Annotated in this window: 14 protein-coding genes, 3 pseudogenes and 1 riboswitch; of the genes and pseudogenes, 13 read left to right on the top strand and 4 right to left on the bottom strand. The window is 69.5% G+C overall.

Annotated elements, in window-relative coordinates:
- The first annotated feature begins 4 nt into the window (after nt 1-4).
- Complete coding sequence (locus tag ACIO6U_RS06630; RefSeq protein WP_401716143.1) at nt 5-640, top strand: hypothetical protein; 636 nt, start codon at nt 5-7, stop codon at nt 638-640.
- 122 nt (nt 641-762) lie between these two features.
- Here the strand turns inward: ACIO6U_RS06630 and ACIO6U_RS06625 are convergent.
- The 3 pseudogenes from ACIO6U_RS06625 to ACIO6U_RS06615 all read right to left on the bottom strand — a co-directional run.
- A pseudogene (locus ACIO6U_RS06625) lies at nt 763-2,010 on the bottom strand (tyrosine-type recombinase/integrase).
- Nucleotides 2,010-2,233 (bottom strand): annotated as a pseudogene (locus ACIO6U_RS06620) (helix-turn-helix domain-containing protein). Before ACIO6U_RS06620 ends, ACIO6U_RS06625 begins: the two co-directional pseudogenes overlap by 1 nt.
- Before the next feature lie 103 nt (nt 2,234-2,336).
- A pseudogene (locus tag ACIO6U_RS06615) lies at nt 2,337-2,909 on the bottom strand (replication initiator); the annotation flags it as partial.
- Nucleotides 2,910-4,401: 1,492 nt separating this feature from the next.
- Between ACIO6U_RS06615 and ACIO6U_RS06610 the strand changes: the two are divergent.
- A complete protein-coding gene (locus ACIO6U_RS06610) occupies nt 4,402-4,650 on the top strand; it encodes a hypothetical protein (protein ID WP_401716141.1) in 249 nt (82 codons plus the stop codon).
- A gap of 181 nt (nt 4,651-4,831) precedes the next feature.
- Here ACIO6U_RS06610 and ACIO6U_RS06605 read toward each other — a convergent pair whose 3' ends face one another.
- Nucleotides 4,832-5,593, bottom strand: coding sequence for an SMI1/KNR4 family protein (locus ACIO6U_RS06605; protein ID WP_401716138.1), 762 nt, complete (start codon nt 5,591-5,593; stop codon nt 4,832-4,834).
- A gap of 445 nt (nt 5,594-6,038) precedes the next feature.
- Here ACIO6U_RS06605 and ACIO6U_RS06600 point away from each other — a divergent pair, with 445 nt between their 5' ends.
- From ACIO6U_RS06600 to ACIO6U_RS06550, 11 genes are all read left to right on the top strand, one after another.
- Nucleotides 6,039-6,701 carry a hypothetical protein gene (locus tag ACIO6U_RS06600; RefSeq protein WP_401716135.1) on the top strand — a complete coding sequence of 221 codons (663 nt, stop codon included), beginning with the start codon at nt 6,039-6,041 and terminating at the stop codon, nt 6,699-6,701.
- A gap of 11 nt (nt 6,702-6,712) precedes the next feature.
- On the top strand, nt 6,713-7,078 hold the full coding sequence (locus tag ACIO6U_RS06595) for a hypothetical protein (RefSeq protein WP_391162296.1): 366 nt from the start codon (nt 6,713-6,715) through the stop codon (nt 7,076-7,078).
- Between the two features lie 193 nt (nt 7,079-7,271).
- Nucleotides 7,272-7,796 carry a hypothetical protein gene (locus ACIO6U_RS06590; RefSeq protein WP_401716132.1) on the top strand — a complete coding sequence of 175 codons (525 nt, stop codon included), beginning with the start codon at nt 7,272-7,274 and terminating at the stop codon, nt 7,794-7,796.
- 98 nt (nt 7,797-7,894) lie between these two features.
- Nucleotides 7,895-8,677, top strand: coding sequence for an HNH endonuclease family protein (locus tag ACIO6U_RS06585; protein WP_401716130.1), 783 nt, complete (start codon nt 7,895-7,897; stop codon nt 8,675-8,677).
- Between the two features lie 466 nt (nt 8,678-9,143).
- Nucleotides 9,144-9,905: a glycoside hydrolase domain-containing protein gene (locus ACIO6U_RS06580; protein WP_391051698.1), complete on the top strand. Its 762-nt coding sequence runs from the start codon at nt 9,144-9,146 to the stop codon at nt 9,903-9,905.
- A 181-nt stretch (nt 9,906-10,086) separates the two neighbouring features.
- Nucleotides 10,087-10,755, top strand: a complete 669-nt coding sequence (locus tag ACIO6U_RS06575; RefSeq protein WP_355346893.1) for a SurA N-terminal domain-containing protein — start codon at nt 10,087-10,089, stop codon at nt 10,753-10,755.
- Nucleotides 10,756-10,827: 72 nt separating this feature from the next.
- Nucleotides 10,828-11,916 (top strand): nucleoside triphosphate pyrophosphohydrolase, encoded by a 1,089-nt coding sequence (locus tag ACIO6U_RS06570; RefSeq protein ID WP_401716126.1) that lies wholly within the window; start codon nt 10,828-10,830, stop codon nt 11,914-11,916.
- A gap of 5 nt (nt 11,917-11,921) precedes the next feature.
- Nucleotides 11,922-12,632 carry an endonuclease V gene (locus ACIO6U_RS06565; RefSeq protein WP_355346899.1) on the top strand — a complete coding sequence of 237 codons (711 nt, stop codon included), beginning with the start codon at nt 11,922-11,924 and terminating at the stop codon, nt 12,630-12,632.
- 81 nt (nt 12,633-12,713) lie between these two features.
- Nucleotides 12,714-14,027 carry a cytochrome P450 gene (locus ACIO6U_RS06560; RefSeq protein WP_401716123.1) on the top strand — a complete coding sequence of 438 codons (1,314 nt, stop codon included), beginning with the start codon at nt 12,714-12,716 and terminating at the stop codon, nt 14,025-14,027.
- 297 nt (nt 14,028-14,324) lie between these two features.
- Nucleotides 14,325-15,371 (top strand): transglycosylase family protein, encoded by a 1,047-nt coding sequence (locus tag ACIO6U_RS06555; protein WP_401716120.1) that lies wholly within the window; start codon nt 14,325-14,327, stop codon nt 15,369-15,371.
- Between the two features lie 305 nt (nt 15,372-15,676).
- A riboswitch (cyclic di-AMP (ydaO/yuaA leader) is annotated at nt 15,677-15,860 on the top strand.
- A 3-nt stretch (nt 15,861-15,863) separates the two neighbouring features.
- Nucleotides 15,864-16,586 carry a transglycosylase family protein gene (locus tag ACIO6U_RS06550; RefSeq protein WP_401716118.1) on the top strand — a complete coding sequence of 241 codons (723 nt, stop codon included), beginning with the start codon at nt 15,864-15,866 and terminating at the stop codon, nt 16,584-16,586.
- Nucleotides 16,587-16,750: the final 164 nt, after the last annotated feature.

Genomic DNA, 16,750 nt, shown 5'->3' with positions numbered 1-16,750 from the left:
GGGCATGGAGATTCCGTCAGAAATTCAGGCAATTTCGAACGCTTCGGACTCTGAGCTGATGCTGATCTGTGCTGCAGCCGCGGAACGGGGGGTGACTTTCTGTCGAGCCCTAGGCCCTTCGGAGTACTTGACGTGGGTCGATGCCTCGCTTGAGCTTGCTTGGGCGGCAGCTGCTGGCGAGTCTGTCCAGGACGAATGCGCCGAGGCGTTGGATGGGCTGGAGATGGAACCTCAGGACGGCGAGGGTGATTCTTATCGCCCAGAGTTCTATGTGGCTCAGGCGGTGGGGCTCGTGGGAAATGCTCTTGCCGTCTCCTTGAGGCCTTCAGCCCCGAAGGCGGAGATGTCTATCAATACCCTCAGGTCACTGCTCTCCATGCTCGATTTCAAGCTGTCAGGAGAAAATCCCGTAATTGTAAGATACGGAGAAGAGCCTCCTCCTCCAGGGCTGCTAGTGCAAATGGAGATTGACGCCGAGCGTGAGGTCCTTGCGCTTCTTTCTCAGGGGTCAGAAGATTCCGCTCAAGGTGTGATTGGACGCTCGGTGGCAACCCAGGCGCAGGTATCAGCAAGCGCATTTTCCGTGCAACTGACTCCTTCTATCGAGGCGTTTGCCGAACTAAACAACTGGGAAATTTGAGAGGCGATCTTAACTCAAGAGTCCGCGTCATAAGGTAAGTATCTGAAAACCCATGTCGCCCTTCCCGGAGCTGTTCCGGGGAGGGCTACATGGCGTCTTGACGGCAGTAGTTGACGGCAACGTCAGCGGACGGGTGCTGCACAAAGCGGCGGGCCGTCGCCGTCGTCGGGGTTGGTGGCGGCCTCGGAGGACTTGCCGAGGGTGCGGCCGAGGAGGTCGATGGCGTCGCGCTGGAGGCGGATGCGTACGTGGGCGTAGACCGTGGCAGTGACGCCGATGTGGGCGTGTCCGAGGAGTTCCTTGATCACGACGAGTTCGCCACCCTGTTCCAGGAGCAGGGTGGCGGTGGAGTGGCGGAGGTCGTGGAAGCGGATGCGGCGGAGGCCGGCCTTTTGGAGGAGCGCGATGAAGGTGCGGGTGAGGTTTGTCGGGTCGATCGGTCGACTCTGCGCTGTGGGTGCTTCAGCGATTGGACGCAGCGGGTAGGGAGGGCGATGCGGCGTTCGGAGGCCCAGGTCTTGGTGGGCAGCGTGGTGAGCCCGCCTGCGGCCGTGCGCTGCAAGGTTCGGCGGATCGCGGCGGTGCCCGCGACAAGGTCGAGGTCTTCCCAGTGCAGGCCGAGGAGTTCGCCCTTGCGGAGCCCGGTGTGGAGGACGAGTTCGAACAGGGCGTGCAGCCGGTGTTCGTTCGCGGCGGCGAGGAGTTGGCGGGCTTCTTCAGCGGTGAGGGGTTCGAAGCGTCGGGGCCGAGGGGGGCCGGTGCGGACGTTGCGGGCAACGTTGCGCGGAATCTCCTCCTCGCGCATGGCGTGTTCCAGGGCGTACTTGAGGACGGAGTGGATGTAGGTCGGCGTCATCGGTGAGAGGCGCTTGGAGCAGCATGGTCTGGTGGCGGCGCTGTAACGGGGTTGATCACGGCTTGCGTCGATGCTGCGGGCACAGCACTGGCAAGTGGTGCGGAGTTGGTTGAGCCAGGTGTGGACGTCCTTGGCGGTGAGCTTGGCGAGCTTCTACCGTCCGAGGCCGGGGATGAGGATGAGGTAGAGGCGGGTGACCGCGGTGTAGCGGGTGTGGGTGTTCCCGCGGAGCCGGTGCATGGCAACGGTCTCCAACCAGTACGTCAGGTAGGCAGCCACGCTGCCTGCGCGGATGGGACGGGCAGGCCGAGGTTGCTGGCGGCGATCTTCTCGTGAGCTTGGCCAGGGCGTCCTTGCGGGTGGTGCCGTAGACGCGGACGTGCTTGCGGGTGTTGCCGGGGGAGAGGACGTATCCGGCGGCTTCCCAGCGGCTGTCCTTGCGCTGGTAGAGGGTTCCGTCTCCGTTCTCGCGGGTGCCGGAGCGGCAGGACGATGCGGGGCGGGGTGTGGTCATCAGGCGGCTTCCTGTCCCAGGCGGGTGCGGATGAAGTCGGTGAGGGCGTGGGTGGGGATGCGGCGGGCACGGCCGAGGGTGATCGAGGCGAGCTGGCCGGTGCGGAGCAGCTCGTAGACGGCGGAGCGGCCGAACTGGGGACGGGCCTGACCTGGGGCACCGTGAGCAGATCCAGCGCCGGTGCTGCTTCCTCGTGGAGGACGGCGAGCGGGGGCGAGGTCATCAGCAGCCTCCTTCGGCCACGAACTGCCGCTCCAGTTCCCTGCGGTGCCACACGTGGGCGGCGAGGAGGGCCGCGCCGGGGCTGTAGCCCGAGCCGAGGTAGTTCAGGTGCCGGTGACGAGGGTGGTCGTCGGGTCAGACTCGGGCAGGCCGGTATGGGTGCGGGCCTGTTCGGTGCGCCAGGCGCGGCGGGCGTCGCGCAGCGCACCGAGGGTGGTGGAGTAGGAGCGGGACTTGCTGGAGAAATGGCCCCGGAAGCCGAGCATGTGCGCCCACTTCCAGAGCTTGAGTTCGGCGAACTCCGGCAGGCGGCCCAGTTCCCAGCAGGTGCGGATCATTTGCCGCACGTGCCGGGTGACGGCGAGCCGGGGCAGCGGCCGGGCCTGCCCCGTGCCATCGCATGCGGTGCAGGGGAGCGGGGTTCCGTGGGACAGGAGGGTGGCGCCGCGTCCCTGGCAGGGACGGCAGAACAGGGCGTGGTCGAGGGTGCCGGAGGCGTCGGCGGACTTGGCGGCGTACTTGGCCACGTAGGCGGCGACCGCCTGGTCGGTGAGTTCGCTGTCGGTGCCGAAGGCGGCGATCTCGCGTACGTCGAGCTGCTGGCCCCAGGCGAGGTCGCGTTCCCCGACCGCGGAGTCGACGGAGATGCGGGCGCACGGTGCGGCGGTGCGGATGGCATCGGTGAGTACGCCGGCGTTGGCGTACGAGGGCGGGGGGTGGGTGTTGCCGTCGGGGCCCCCTCCTCCGCCAGGCCGACTGGACCGTGGACGACCTCACTGAACATCTCAAGTAGCCATACAGGTCTAGACCACTGACGGCAGTAGTGCCAGCAACAACCACGCACATCGGCGCACGACAAGGGACCCTGACGGACCGCCAAAGCCCCGCCCACCTGCCAAAACGCACGTAGAGCAGGGTGGAGTGTCACACGTACTATGTGCTGGCGGGCGAGACGCCGGTCCTCGTTCATAATGTAAATGAAGGCGATCTCTGCAATTTGACTCTCGGGCCCAACTTGAAGGGGCAGAAAGCGGAGGGGGTTACTGCTGAGCGTGGAGACACTGTTCTCGCTCACGAGCAGCGGATGATCAATGAATTCGGGGATCGGAACGGTTGCGCTGCTTGCGGTGCCGAAAAGTCTGGCTACAAGGATGGGCACTGGACTGGCGACCACAACCCGCCGAACAAGCTCTCCCCGAATGGTCCGTGGACTCTCTATCCGCACTGCAAGGCATGTTCCAAACAGCAGGGTGGAATCGTGCGAACGCTGATCAAGGAGTATTACGACTTCCCGGCGTGGAAGCCGAGACAGTAGGTGGATTCAATGATGCTTTTCGCCTCGTGCACGACAAGATTCGCGCACGGTTTGGTTGTCGCTGCCGCGCCTGGGAGTGTTGACAACCACGCAGGTTGGGACGCGGCTGCTGATGTGGTGCACGGCGGTCCGGACTCCTTGTTCATCGCGGTGCAGCAAGCCGCCAGCGGTCCGGTGTCAGTCCAATGTATGCAGGGGCCTTACCAGCCGAGTGGAAAGGTTCTTGTGTACTCAGGGAATCTGACTCTCCCCAAGGCGTCCCTCGAAATTTCGGATCCTAATGAATCGGTGAGACTGCTGATTCCCGTTCCGAATGTAGAAAATCGGGTCGACGTCTACGGAGACGGAACCGATGAGCCTGATGAGGTGGTCATCGTCCTGACGGGCGATGAGTCGTGGTGATCCGCAAGCTCTGACGTATGGGCTCTGTCGGCAAGTCGGACGCCACGATAATCTCTCAACTCTGCGTTCGCGAGAGGCCGTACCTGGGCTGAATCGTATGATGGCAGTAGTGAAGGCAACAACCACGGTTTTCCCGCAAACCACGGACGTCAGCGGAACGCAAAACGCACGCTGACCAGAGACGCTTGGCTCTTATACCTATTCGCGGGGCGCTTGGCTACTCTGGTGATCGAGTCCTTTCTATCAACGGCAACCTTATTGAGGATAATCGGGCCACTTTCATGTGCTCACGGGTCAAGGCATGCCAGCGGAAGAGGCAATCTTCACGCATGACCGGGGAAATTGGCTACGAGAAGCGGCTTCGGTGCGCTACGGTCTCTTGAACGTGTTTGGCGAGCCAGGGGCACACTCCACGGTTGAGCCAATTTTTACGAGACCTAAGGGGTGCAAGGGTGTCCATCGATGACTGGGTCGCAGAGGCAGGCCGCATGCAGCGGGAAGGGGCATCGATTATCGACATCGCCGCCTTTCTTCGGGCGTTCGGGGAAAATGGCGGAAGGAAGATTAACGCGGCATCCGCTCTCGGCAAAGAGTATGGCTGGTCAGTAAAAATGAAGCTTGAATTGTTGAGCTGGACCGAAGGTGGTACCACGGACCAAGAGCTGATATCCCTTGTTCCGTCCTGGTTTCCTGGCGGCTAATTTAATCTCAATTATCCCACTGGGTCGGACCGCGTCGTGGAGCAGACGTTTGCCCTGCTCCACCACTTCAAAGGACTTGCTGTTCGGTGGGAACGCCGCACCAAACTTCACGACGCCTTCGGATCTCTGGTCCGCAGCCCCATCTGCTGGAGACGTCTTAACAGACCCGCATCATGACGCTTCAGAAGGGCAGCGGCTCGGCGTCCAGCGGCTCGGCGTATCCCAGGGCCCACCGGCCGGGGACGGTCTCGCAGATCGCCTCCAGGTCGGCCATGGTCCGGCCCCGGACGTGCAGCCAACTGTGGGTGCCCAAGCCATCCTGGCGCAGCAGCTTTCCCGGGGCGGAGAACCAACGCACTGGAAAGTCCTCCGGCCCTGTCCACATCGGATAATCGGGCAGCGCGACCCGCTGGAAGCGGTCAGGCACCGTCCCAAGCAGGTCCGCCGGCAGCTCGCACGCGTTGTACAGCCGACCTCCGCTGCCGAACAGTGCCTCGCTCAGTACGAGCTCGACGCAGGCCAGAGACACCCGGTCCAAGAACGGTACCCAGCCGTGCCGCGCCTGGACGAACACCGGCGGATCGTCTTGCTCAAGGTCGCGCAGGCGCACGCCCCAGAAGGCGCAGCCCTGGTTTTCGCTACGGAAGACGAGGACACCGCCGCACTCGTCATGCACGAACATCTCGGCGGGCGGCAGCAGCGGATCCTGGTTGGCGATCAGGCCGGACCGCGTACCCAGGAGCGTGTAGACCTCGCGCAGCGCGGCCGGCAGGGAGCAGCCGAGCGTCGCCTCGGCTTGCGCCAGTTCCGCTGCCGGCGTGCCGTCATCCTCGGTCAACGGTGCGTCCCAAGCAGCGGCGAAGCCGCGGACAAAGGCCCACGCCCGCCCCCGGTCGGTGACTCCCCCGTAGAGAGCCTGGGCCACGTCGAACACGCCGGTCATGCCGCGAACCGTACCGGAAGCACGCGGCGCATCACCCAGAGACGATCGGGCCGCCAGCGAGAGCAGCCCTACCGGGCGGGTCCGAAGTCCTGGTAGAGCACCGAGGCAAGCATGAAGCCGACGGACACTACGACCTGACCGCACTCGCCAAGATCGTGTGACGAATTCTAAGCGGTCAGAGCACTAGCGCGACTCCGTTGCCTGCTTGCGGTCCTGGGGGATGTCACAGGTTGCATCAACCGCGAGGTGTGAACGTGACAGTGGAGGTGAACCCGTGAGCGCGGTGGATGCGGCGACCGTCAAGCGGGTTGCCAAGGACTGGGCGGCTCGGTACCCAGGGTTCGATGTCAGATGGTGATCGTGTGACGAGCGCTCAAGGACGGAATTCGTTGTCGGTGCCGGGAGGACCGGGTAGGTGGGCGGAACGGTGAGTCGGTCGGACGGGTTGAGTAACGAAGGGCTGTCGGCGCAGGTCGCGGCCATGGGGCGGGGGCAGCGCTGCCAGGCGGCGTATTTCGCGCTGCGGCGACTGCGGGGGCCGTTGGTCGGTATGGCGATGCCCGAGGAGTGGGGAGTGGACCCGGCGGCGCTCGCGGAGCTGCTCCGGGCCGGGGCGGACGTGGCGGACGGCGGGAGCGGTGCGGAGTTCGCCCGGGCGGTCGCCGCGTTGACCGCCGCCCCGCTGTTCGAGTCGGAGATCGAGCCGGAGTTCGCGGAGAGCTTCCAACTGGAAGCCCTCAACGGCTGGTTGATGCTCGCGGACGCCCTCGGCGAGATGAGCGAGGCCGACACCGAGCGGATCATCGACGTCGCCCGCGCGACGGCCGTCTACCTTGACGACTACATGGCCGGCTCGCTCACCGAGGTCGCCGGTGAAGAGACCCGCGAGCGCTGGCTCGCTGATGTCGACGAGTCCCTGCGTGTTTACGGGCTGGGGTATTTCGGCACCCGGAACCTCGCCGTCGAGGCCGAGTGTCACGACGCCGTTCTCGCCGCCCCGGCCGGTGCGGATCTCCTGACGTCCGCCGTACGCCAGCGACTTGAGGAATCCTGCGACGCGTACAGCGAGCAACTTGCCGCTGTACTCCGAGGCTTCGCGGCGCAATGACACGTGGCGTCGTGACCGTGGAGACGTGGGACCCGTCCTACCGGAACTCGAAGGTCCCTCTGTCGGACCTCGCAACGGTGGTCGGCGCGGTTCCGCCGGGCACGTCGATGGGTCTGACGCTGGACGACGGTGAGGACGACTGCGTCATCGTGACCGTGGAGCCGGAGTTCTCCACGGTCACGTTGTTCCGGGACCGGACGTTCTACAACCTTCAGACGTCCGACGACTCCGCAGACACGGTGATCACTGTCGCAGGGGAGGAGATCACCTGGCCGAAGGGCTGTCTCCTACCTCCCACGACGGGCCCCGAGGTCCTCCTGGAGGCCAGTGACCGACAGACGGTGTGGGAGCGGTACACATGGGTCGAACAGGGCTGACGGAGACGGTCGCCAGTGAAGTGGTCGTCCCGGCGGCATCGGAGCTGCGAGCGGGAGACGTGTGTATGGTCTCCATTCCTCCGACGCGTCTCTACGTCGGCCATGACGAGGAGTACGACCCGCCGCGCGATCTGGGGTGAAGTCCCGTGCCCACGGCGGGAATCTATCGAGTGAAGGTCGGGGGGCGGCGGCGGTGACGGGGGAGTTCGCGCGGAGCGCGACGCGGGAGCAGGCGGCGGTGTTCGGGGCGGCCTGTGCGGAGCGGGCGGCGGCGATCTTGTTCTGGGTGGTGGCCGGGGACGGGCGCACGGCGGATCTGGAGGCGTACGCAGCGGAGTTGGAGGCGCTGTGGACGCCCGGGACGCTGACAGAGGGGCGCGGGCGCATCGAGGGGATGCGGGAACTGGTCGAGGGCGACGGGGCGTCGGGGGCGCGGGCGTTCGCGTATCAGGGGGCGGTGGCGCTGCACACGGCCATGGGCGCGGAGCCGGTCCTCGGGTGCTCCTCGGTCCTGCGCGACATGGCGTTCCGGCTCGGGCGGCGCTGCGGCGCCGATCTGCTGACCGGGGAGGACGAGACACAGCGGCAGGACATCGCCGACCTGACGTCAGGGACGGCGGACGGCGCGATCCGCGAGAGGTCACGGGAGGCGGGACGGCGCTGGCTGGCCCTGGCGGCCGGTCAATTCGGCGGGCGGCCTGGGGAGACGGGGAGATGAGGACGACGTAAGTGGGGCACGCCGGGGCAGGCGTGATTGTGTAGGGGCAGGGGGGCGGTGCCGTTGCGTCCCCGGACGACGACCTCCGAGGTGCGTACATGGACAGACGGATATCCCGGCGCCTCGCCTGCGCCGCGACCCTGCTCGCGGTGATCGGCGTAGCGGGGTGCAAGGACACGACACTCGGCGCCGACCCGACGGGCAGCGCGAACCCGTCGGGAGCGGCGGGCCCCGCGGCCGGCAACGGGCTGGCGGTGAGCCCGCTGGACAACCCGGACGGGACGAAGGCCGGTCTGGCCGCGATCACCTCGGACGCCGACAAGAAGAAGGCGCGCGACCTGATCGCCAAGGTGAAGACCAAGGGCCGCGGCCCCAAGACGGGTTACTCGCGGGCGCAGTTCGGCGCCGCGTGGATGGACTCCGCGCCCTCCGTCCCCTTCGCGCACAACGGCTGCGACACGCGTAACGACCTGCTGAAGCGGGACGGCGACGACGTCCACTACAAGGGCACGTCCAAGTGCGTGATCGCGACGATGACGCTCAACGACCCGTACACCGGCCGGGTCATCAAGTGGACGAAGACCAAGGCCACCACGGTCCAGATCGACCACGTGATGCCGCTGTCGTACGACTGGCAGATGGGCGCGGCGCACTGGAGCAAGGACAAGCGGGAGTCGATCGCCAACGACCCGCTCAACCTCATCCCGGTCGACGGCCCGTCCAACGGCTCGAAGAGCGACTCGGGACCGGCGTCCTGGCTGCCGCCGAACAAGCAGATCCGGTGCTCGTACGCGGTCCGGGTCGCACAGGTCTCGATCAAGTACCAACTGCCGGTGACCAGCGCGGACAAGGACACGATGCTCGCGCAGTGCGGAGGGTGACGCCGGGGGGCCGCGGTGTGATTGTCAACGGCGCGCGGCCCCGCCATACTTTGCTGGCCGCGCGCACCGCGATCACTCCGATCGCCTCTGGTGGATCGCGCCGCCCGAGCCCCCAGAGGACCCCGTGTCGAACAGCCGTCGCCTGCCCAAGCCGATGCGGTACCGCGTCATCGCGACAGTCGCCGCAGTGATCGTCGTCGGGGGCGGCGGCGCACTCGCCGTGGGCGCCACGTCCGGCGGCGGAACGGGCGGGTCGGCGGCGGCCGGCCAGGCCGCCAACCGGTCCGCCGACGCGAACGCCCCGCAGGGCGCGACGAGCACCCTCAACGCACCGAACGGCGCCAAGAACGCGGCCCCGAAGGGCTCCCCGGCCGGCACCCCGAGCGGCAGCCCCTCCGCGTCGCACGCCCCGGCCGCCGCCCAGACGGCCAAGCCCGGCAACCCGGTCGCCTCGGTCCCCGGCTCCCTGCCGTCCGTACCCCGCCAGACCCGCCGTCCGGCCGCGCCGTTCAGCGGCTTCGTCCGCACCTTCACCGGCCTCGCCTTCGACACCTGCACCGCGCCCAGCGCGAGCAAGATGGCGTCCTGGAAGAGCGGTTCGCCCTACGGCGCCGCCGCGGTCTACATCGGCGGCGCCAACCGCGGCTGCGCGCAGCCCCAGTTGACGTCCTCGTGGGTGACGACCGTCAGCGCGGCGGGCTGGAAGCTCATCCCGATCTACGTCGGCGCGCAGCCGCCCTGCCAGACCGGCAACAGCCCCGAACGGCTCACGGCGGCCAACGCGGCCACGCTCGGCGCGCGCGACGGCGCCGACGCGGTGAAGAAGGCCGCGGCCCTCGGTATGCGCCCGGCCAGCGCGCTCTACCTCGACATGGAGCCGTACGCCGTCTCCGACACCTCGTGCAACAACGCCGTCCTCACCTACGTCCAGGCGTGGAACCGGGCGCTGCACACCGGCGGTTACCTGGCGGGCTTCTACGGCTTCAGCTCGTCCAGCGCCGCTGCCGTGGCGGCGGCCAAGGCGACCATGGACGACATGCCGGACGCCTTCTGGTACGCCAAGTACGACGGCGTCAACAGCACCACCTCCGGCTTCCCGTTCGCCGCGAATCTGTGGACCGGGCACCGGCGCGGACACCAGTTCCTGGTCAACTCCAAGGAGACCTACGGCGGCGTCACGCTGACCGTGGACCGCGACGCCTGGGACGGCCCGGTCGCCGTCGTCTGACGGCGGGGCGGTGAGGGTGGCGGGGACAAAGGCGCCAGGGCCCACCGGGTGCGCGGCGGCCCGGCCGCGAGGCGTACTCTCCCCCGCGAGGAGAGCCGTTTGCGCCGAGTGCTGGAAATCGGCGGGCCCCGGTCCATATCCTCGTACTCGATCATCGCTTCAGTACCGCTAGGTCGTTCCCATGCCGGGAGGCACCATGGTCCGCCGCCGCACCGCCGTCTCGATCGCCGCAGCCGCGCTGCTGGCGGCATCGCCCGCCCTCACCGCGTGCGGTTCGGGACCCGCGCACCCGGGGGCCGCGGCGGTGGTCGGGGACCAGAAGATCTCGATCGCCACGCTCCAGCACGAGGTCGACCAGGTGCGCGACGCGCAGAGCAAGTCGCCGCAGGCGGCGCAGCTCATCGGGCAGAGCGGCAAGCTGCCGCAGCAGACGCTGAGCATGCTGGTGCAGAACAAGGTGATCGACAAGGCCGTGTCCGACGCCGGGCTCTCGGTCAGCACCGCCGAGGTGCAGCAGTCGCACGCGCAGGCGTTGCAGCAGTTCGGCGGTGACGAGAGCCAGTTCGAGGCGGCGCTGCTCCAGCAGTACGACATCGTGCCGTCCGGCATCGACACCTTCCTGCGGACCAACATCGCCGTCGGCAAGCTGATCCAGAGCCTCGGCTTCCAGCCCGGCAGCGACACCGGGAACGCGGCGGCCATCGCCGTCATCTCCAAGACCGCGAAGTCGCTCGGCGTGGACGTCAACCCGCGCTACGGCACCTGGGACGCCAAGAAGGCCATCGTCGGCGCCACCAACGAGCCGTGGGTCGTGACCAAGACGGCGACCCCGGCGGACCCGAGCGCGTAAGCGGACCCGGCCGCGCGGTCCGGGCAGCGGCCGCCCGCAGGGCATGTCGGTGGTCCGGGGTACGTTCGAGGGGTGAACGACGTAGACGACGCGAACGCGCCCGGGCGGCTGGTGCTGCTCACGACCAGCCACCGGGTCGCGCCGGGACAGCTCTCCTGGCCCGCCTGGCAGACGCTGCGCGAGGCCGACCTCGTGGTGTGCGCCGACCCCGAGCATCCGCAGCTCCCGTATCTGCGCGAGGCGGGGGTACGGGTCGAGCTGGCGACGCCCGGCGGGCGCGAGCTGGTGGACGCGACGGCGGGCGGCCGTACGGTCGTCTATCTGCCGCCCGGCGGCGGCGCGGGCGACCCGGCCGTCACCGACGAACTGGCCAGGCTCGGCGGCTCGGGACGGGTCGCCATGCCCGACCTGGAGCTGCTGCCCGGCTCGTACGACCTGCCCGGCGCCCGGCTGCTCGACCTCGTCCAGGTGATGGACCGGATCAGGGCCGAGTGCCCGTGGAGCAGCCTGCGGACGCACGAGGACCTGGCGAAGTACGGCATCGAGGAGATGTACGAGCTGGTCGAGGCGATCGAGGAGGGGGACCGCGCGGCGGTGCGCGAGGAGCTGGGCGACGTCCTGCTCCAGGTCGTCTTCCACGCGGCCATCGCGGAGGGCGACCCCGAGGAGCCGTTCGGCATCGACGACGTGGCCGGGGGACTGGTGGACAAGCTCGTCCACCGGCACCCGCACATCTTCGGCGACGAGGTCGCCGAGACCCCCGAGCAGGTGCGGGCGAACTGGATCCGCCTCAAGGGCGTCGAGAAGTCCCGCGACTCGGTCACCGACGGCGTGCCCCTCGCCTCGCCCGCCCTCGCCCTGGCCGCCAAGCTCGCGGGCCGCGCCCGGGAGGCCGACCTCCCGCTCCCGGCCGACGACACCCCGGCCGACGGCACCCCGGCTGACGGCACCCCGGCTGACGGCACCCCCGCCCCCGGCGCCCCCGCCACCGACGAGACCGCCCTCGGTGACCACCTCCTCGCCGAGGCCGCCGCCGCCCAGGCCGCGGGCCTCGACCCGGAAGCCGCCCTGCGCCACGCGGCCCGCCGCTACCGCGACGCGATCCGTACGGCGGAGCGGACCCGGACCGCCGAGCCACCCCGTACGACCGAGGCGGGCTAGCCCCGATGCGCGTCGACGTGCCGCACGCGTGGCCGGCCGACGAGGCGGAGGCGCTGGCGCTCCAGGACCGGCTGCGCCCGCTGGCCGACCACCGCGGCCCCGGACCGGCCGCGCCCCGCCTGGTCGCCGGGCTCGACGTCGCCTACGCGGGCGACGGACGCGGCACCGGGGACCTCGTCGCGGCGGCCGTGGTCGTCATCGACACCGCGACGCTCGACGTGGTCGAGCGCGCCACGGCCACCGCGACCACGACCTTCCCGTACGTGCCCGGACTCTTCGCCTTCCGCGAACTGCCCGTCCTCGTCGAGGCGTTGCGCACCCTGCGGGCCACCCCCGACCTGCTGCTCTGCGACGGCCACGGCCTGTCCCACCCGCGCCGCTTCGGCCTCGCCTGCCACCTGGGCGTGCTCACCGGCCTGCCGACCGCCGGAGTCGCCAAGACCCCGTTCGTCGGCCGCTACGACCCCGACGCCCTCGCCCCGGAGCGCGGCGCGTACGCCGACCTCCTCGACGGCGGCGAAACCGTCGGCCGCGCCCTGCGCACCCGGACCGGCGTCAAGCCCGTCTACGTCTCCACCGGCCACGGCATCGACCTCGCCACCGCCTGCGCCCACACCCTGACCCTCGCCCCCGCCTACCGCCTCCCCGAAACCACCCGCCAGTCCGACCGCCTGAGCCGCGTCGCCCTGGCGTCCACAACCTCAGAGAGCCTCTGACGCCCCCGCCCCGCCCCCCGCCCCCGCAACGGCCAGGTCCCGGTGAGCCGGGAACGCGGCCGGGCCGGATAGCGTCGGCGCATGACCGACCCCACCACCGACCCCACCACCGACTCGCCCACCGGCCCCACCCCCGCCCCCACCGACCCGGCCGACGGCGGCCCCACCCTCTTCACGTGGGAATTCGCCACCGACCCCTACCCCGCCTACGCCTGGCTGCGGGAGCACGCGCCCGTGCGGCGGACGACGTTGCCCAGCGGGGTGGAGGCGTGGCTGGTGACGCGGTACGCGGACGCGCGGGAGGCGCTGGCGGAGGGCCGGCTGAGCAAGAATCCGGTGCATCACGCGGAGTCGGCGGGGGCGAAGGGGAAGACCGGGATTCCGGGGGAGCGCAGCGCGGATCTGATGACGCATCTGCTGAACATCGATCCGCCGGACCACACGCGGCTGCGCCGCCTGGTGTCGAAGGCGTTCACCCCGCGCAGGGTCGCGGAGTTCGGGCCGCGGGTGCAGGAGCTGACGGACCGTTTCATCGACGGCTTCGCGGCGAGCGGCGAGGCGGACCTCATCCACGACTTCGCCTTCCCGCTGCCGATCTACGCGATCTGCGACCTGCTGGGCGTGCCGCCGCAGGACCAGGACGACTTCCGGGACTGGGCGGGGATGATGATCCGGCACGGCGGCGGCCCGCGCGGCGGAGTGGCGCGGTCGGTGAAGCGGATGCGCGCGTATCTGGTCGAGCTGATCCACCGTAAGAGAGAAGACCCGGGCGAGGACCTGATCTCCGGTCTGATCCGGGCGAGCGACCACGGCGAGCACCTGACCGAGAACGAGGCCGCCGCCATGGCCTTCATCCTGCTCTTCGCCGGTTTTGAGACGACTGTGAACCTCATCGGCAACGGGGTGCACACCTTGCTCCGCCACCCGGAGCAGCGCGCCCGCCTCCAGGAGTCGCTGGCCGCGGGCGAGACCGGCCTGCTGGAGACCGCGGTGGAGGAACTGCTGCGCTACGACGGCCCGGTGGAGCTGGCCACCTGGCGCTACGCGACCGGCGACCTGAGCCTCGGCGGTCAGTCGATCGCGGCGGGCGACCCCGTACTGGTGGTACTCGCTGCGGCCGATCGCGACCCCGCGCGCTTCAACGCGCCCGATACCGTCGATCTGGCCCGGCGTGACAATCCCCACCTCGGTTACGGCCACGGCATCCACTACTGCCTGGGCGCGCCGCTGGCCCGGCTGGAGGCCAGGACGGCGCTCGCGTCCCTTCTCACCCGCCTCCCCGACCTGCGGCTCGCGGCGGATCCGGCCGAATTGCGCTGGCGCGGCGGACTGATCATGCGCGGACTGCGTACGCTGCCGGTGTCGTTCACCGCCGAGGCCGCGCAACAGAAGTGACGGCGCGTCACGGTCGTGATCGCGACGTGATGATCGCTACACCGACTTGTGATCCGTTGGCCAACACCGCTACGTTCTGCGGTCAACGCGAGAAGCGCGGTCGCTCGTACGGGCACGGTGCGTACGGACGGCCACCTCTCGCGGACGGCTCGCGCCAGACGCGGCGGACGTCACGGAAGCGGAAGCGGAAACAGCAGGAACAGCACCAGCAACGTCGGCGGGCTCCGGCCCGCTCCCCGCCGCCGTCACGTCACGCACCGCGCTCCGGCGCGTAAGGCTTACGAGAAAGGCGACCGCATGCTCTCGTCCGGGAACGGCCGGCACCGCCGACCGCGACAGGCCCCGGCGGCCATGGTGACCGTCGCGGCGACCGGCGCGGGGATCGCACTCCCGCTCCTCGGCGCGGGGGCCGCGCACGCCGCGGACTCCAGCACGTGGGACAAAGTCGCGATATGCGAGACCGGCGGCCTGTGGAGCGCCGACCCGAGCAACGGCTTCTACGGCGGCCTGGCGATCACCCAGGACACCTGGAACGCCTACGGCGGCCAGGCGTACGCGCCACGCCCCGACCTCGCGTCCAGGACGGAACAGATCGCCGTCGCCGAGCGGATGCTCGCCGACCTCGGGCCGAACGCCTGGCCCGGCTGCGAGGACGGTACGGGGCTGCTGGACGCCGTGACGCCGCCCGTGGCGGGCGGCACGCCCGCGGCCACCCCCACCACCCCGGCGCCGTCCGCCTCGACCCCGCCCTCCGGCGACGCCACGACCGGCGGTTCCGGCGGCACCGGTGGCTCGAACACCGACCCGTCGCTGCCGACGATCATCCCGACCGCGCCGGGGACCGACGCGCCCACCGGGCCCGCCGACGGCTCGACGGTCACCCCGGTGACGCCCACGGCGCCCACCGCCCCCGTCACCCCCACGTCGCCCGGTGACGGCTCGCGGACCACTCCGGGCTCGCCCACCGCCGACGCGCCCGCGACGCCCGGCACGGGCCGCCACGCGAAGCCGTACGTGCCCACCGACGCCGAGCTGGCCGCGGCCGACCAGGCGACCCGTACGGAGCTGACCGCCGTCACGGACGCGGGCGCGGACAGCGGTACGGACACCGGCAAGGGCTCGGACGACGGCAGCACCGGAGCCACCGGCGCCAGCGACACCGGACACAGCGCCGACGGCGGCCACGACTACACCGTCGCGTACGGCGACTCGCTCGCCGGTATCGCCTCCAGCCACCACGTCCAGGGCGGCTGGAGCGGTCTCTACGACGCCAACCGGCAGGTGATCGGCCAGGACCCGAACCTCATCAAACCGGGTCAGATCCTGACACTTGACCTCGGCTGAGGGCTCCGCGTCTTTCTGACTGTCCGTCACGGCCGCGGGGGCAAACCGGACGAACCGTACGACGTCCTCCGCGGCCCGTGTGACAAGCCTCTCGCCCGCCCCTGTGACCGCCCGCTCGCAGAGCGCTGAAACCGGCCCCTGTGACCTGCGATTCTCTGAACCCGCCCTGGGGGCGGGAGCGGTGCGCGGGCGGAACGCGGATGTTTGTCCTTTCCGGCGCCTGTGCTTAGCGTCGTCATCGCTCGCCACAGCGGGCCCCGCCGGTCAGGAACGCCGAGTCCTGCCGCCGACCGACGGGAACAGTCGACGCGAAAGCGCCGTAGGCAGGAGCGGGGGACCCAAGGTCTTTCGCCGGTCACGTTCGTACGGCACGCAGCCTGCGGAACGCACCGGCTCGGGGTTAAGCACGGAATCCGCGGTCGCGGATCCGGCCGGGCAACTCACGCCCGAACCCGACAGCTCACCTCGCAGGCGTCGGTGAGGACACGAACCATGGCTAAGCACCGCCGTACGTCCAAGCTCGTCCGCATCGCCGCGCTCGCCGGTGTCACCGGCACCGCGATCGCCGTACCGCTCCTCGGAGCCACCTCCGCCTCCGCCGCCTCCGTCTCCACGTGGGACGCCGTCGCCCAGTGCGAGTCCGGCGGCAACTGGTCCATCAACACCGGCAACGGCTACTACGGTGGCCTCCAGTTCTCGCAGTCGAGCTGGGAGGCCGCGGGCGGCACCCAGTACGCCGCGCGCGCCGACCTGGCCACCAAGGACCAGCAGATCGCCACCGCCGAGAAGCTGCTCGCCATGCAGGGCCCGGGTGCCTGGGCCTGCGCCGGCGCCGGCAACCTGACCTCGGGCGGCTCCGCGGCGAACGTCGACACCTCGTCGCCGTCGTCGTCCTCCTCGTCCTCGTCGTCGTCTTCCAGCTCCTCCGGCTCCAGCAGCTCGGACTCCTCGAACACCGGCTCCTCCGACAGCTCCTCGCAGCCGTCGCAGCAGCAGAGCACCCCGGCCCCGGCCGAGACCTCCGCGCCGGTCACCCACCACAAGAGCCACGGCAAGGGCAACGGCGAGTACACCGTCGTCTCCGGCGACTCGCTCTCCAAGATCGCCACCGCGCACCACGTCTCCGGCGGCTGGCAGCACCTGTTCGACCTGAACAAGGACATCGTGCAGGACGCCAACCTGATCTACCCGGGCCAGCACCTGCACCTGGGCTGAGGCCACGGGATGTGATCCCCGGCCGGGCACGTACTCTCCCCCGAGCGTGCCCGGCCGGGGCCTTTTTCCGTCTCAGGGTCCGGGCTCGGTACCGGGCGCGACACCGAAGACGGTTAGGCTCAGGTCGAAAAAGACAGAGACATCTCAGAAGGACTGAAGGAGAC

The organism is Streptomyces sp. NPDC087422 (assembly GCF_044744145.1).
Taxonomy (GTDB): Bacteria; Actinomycetota; Actinomycetes; order Streptomycetales; family Streptomycetaceae; genus Actinacidiphila.
This window is presented reverse-complemented; position numbering and strand designations above follow the sequence as displayed.

Coding starts and splice junctions, on each gene's coding strand:
- ACIO6U_RS06630 (WP_401716143.1), top strand. CDS start 5: ATGGAGATTCCGTCAGAAATTCAGGCAATTTCGAACGCTTCGGACTCT.
- ACIO6U_RS06605 (WP_401716138.1), bottom strand. CDS start 5,593: ATGACCGGCGTGTTCGACGTGGCCCAGGCTCTCTACGGGGGAGTCACC.
- ACIO6U_RS06585 (WP_401716130.1), top strand. CDS start 7,895: ATGGACAGACGGATATCCCGGCGCCTCGCCTGCGCCGCGACCCTGCTC.
- ACIO6U_RS06575 (WP_355346893.1), top strand. CDS start 10,087: ATGCCGGGAGGCACCATGGTCCGCCGCCGCACCGCCGTCTCGATCGCC.
- ACIO6U_RS06565 (WP_355346899.1), top strand. CDS start 11,922: ATGCGCGTCGACGTGCCGCACGCGTGGCCGGCCGACGAGGCGGAGGCG.
- ACIO6U_RS06560 (WP_401716123.1), top strand. CDS start 12,714: ATGACCGACCCCACCACCGACCCCACCACCGACTCGCCCACCGGCCCC.
- ACIO6U_RS06555 (WP_401716120.1), top strand. CDS start 14,325: ATGCTCTCGTCCGGGAACGGCCGGCACCGCCGACCGCGACAGGCCCCG.
- ACIO6U_RS06550 (WP_401716118.1), top strand. CDS start 15,864: ATGGCTAAGCACCGCCGTACGTCCAAGCTCGTCCGCATCGCCGCGCTC.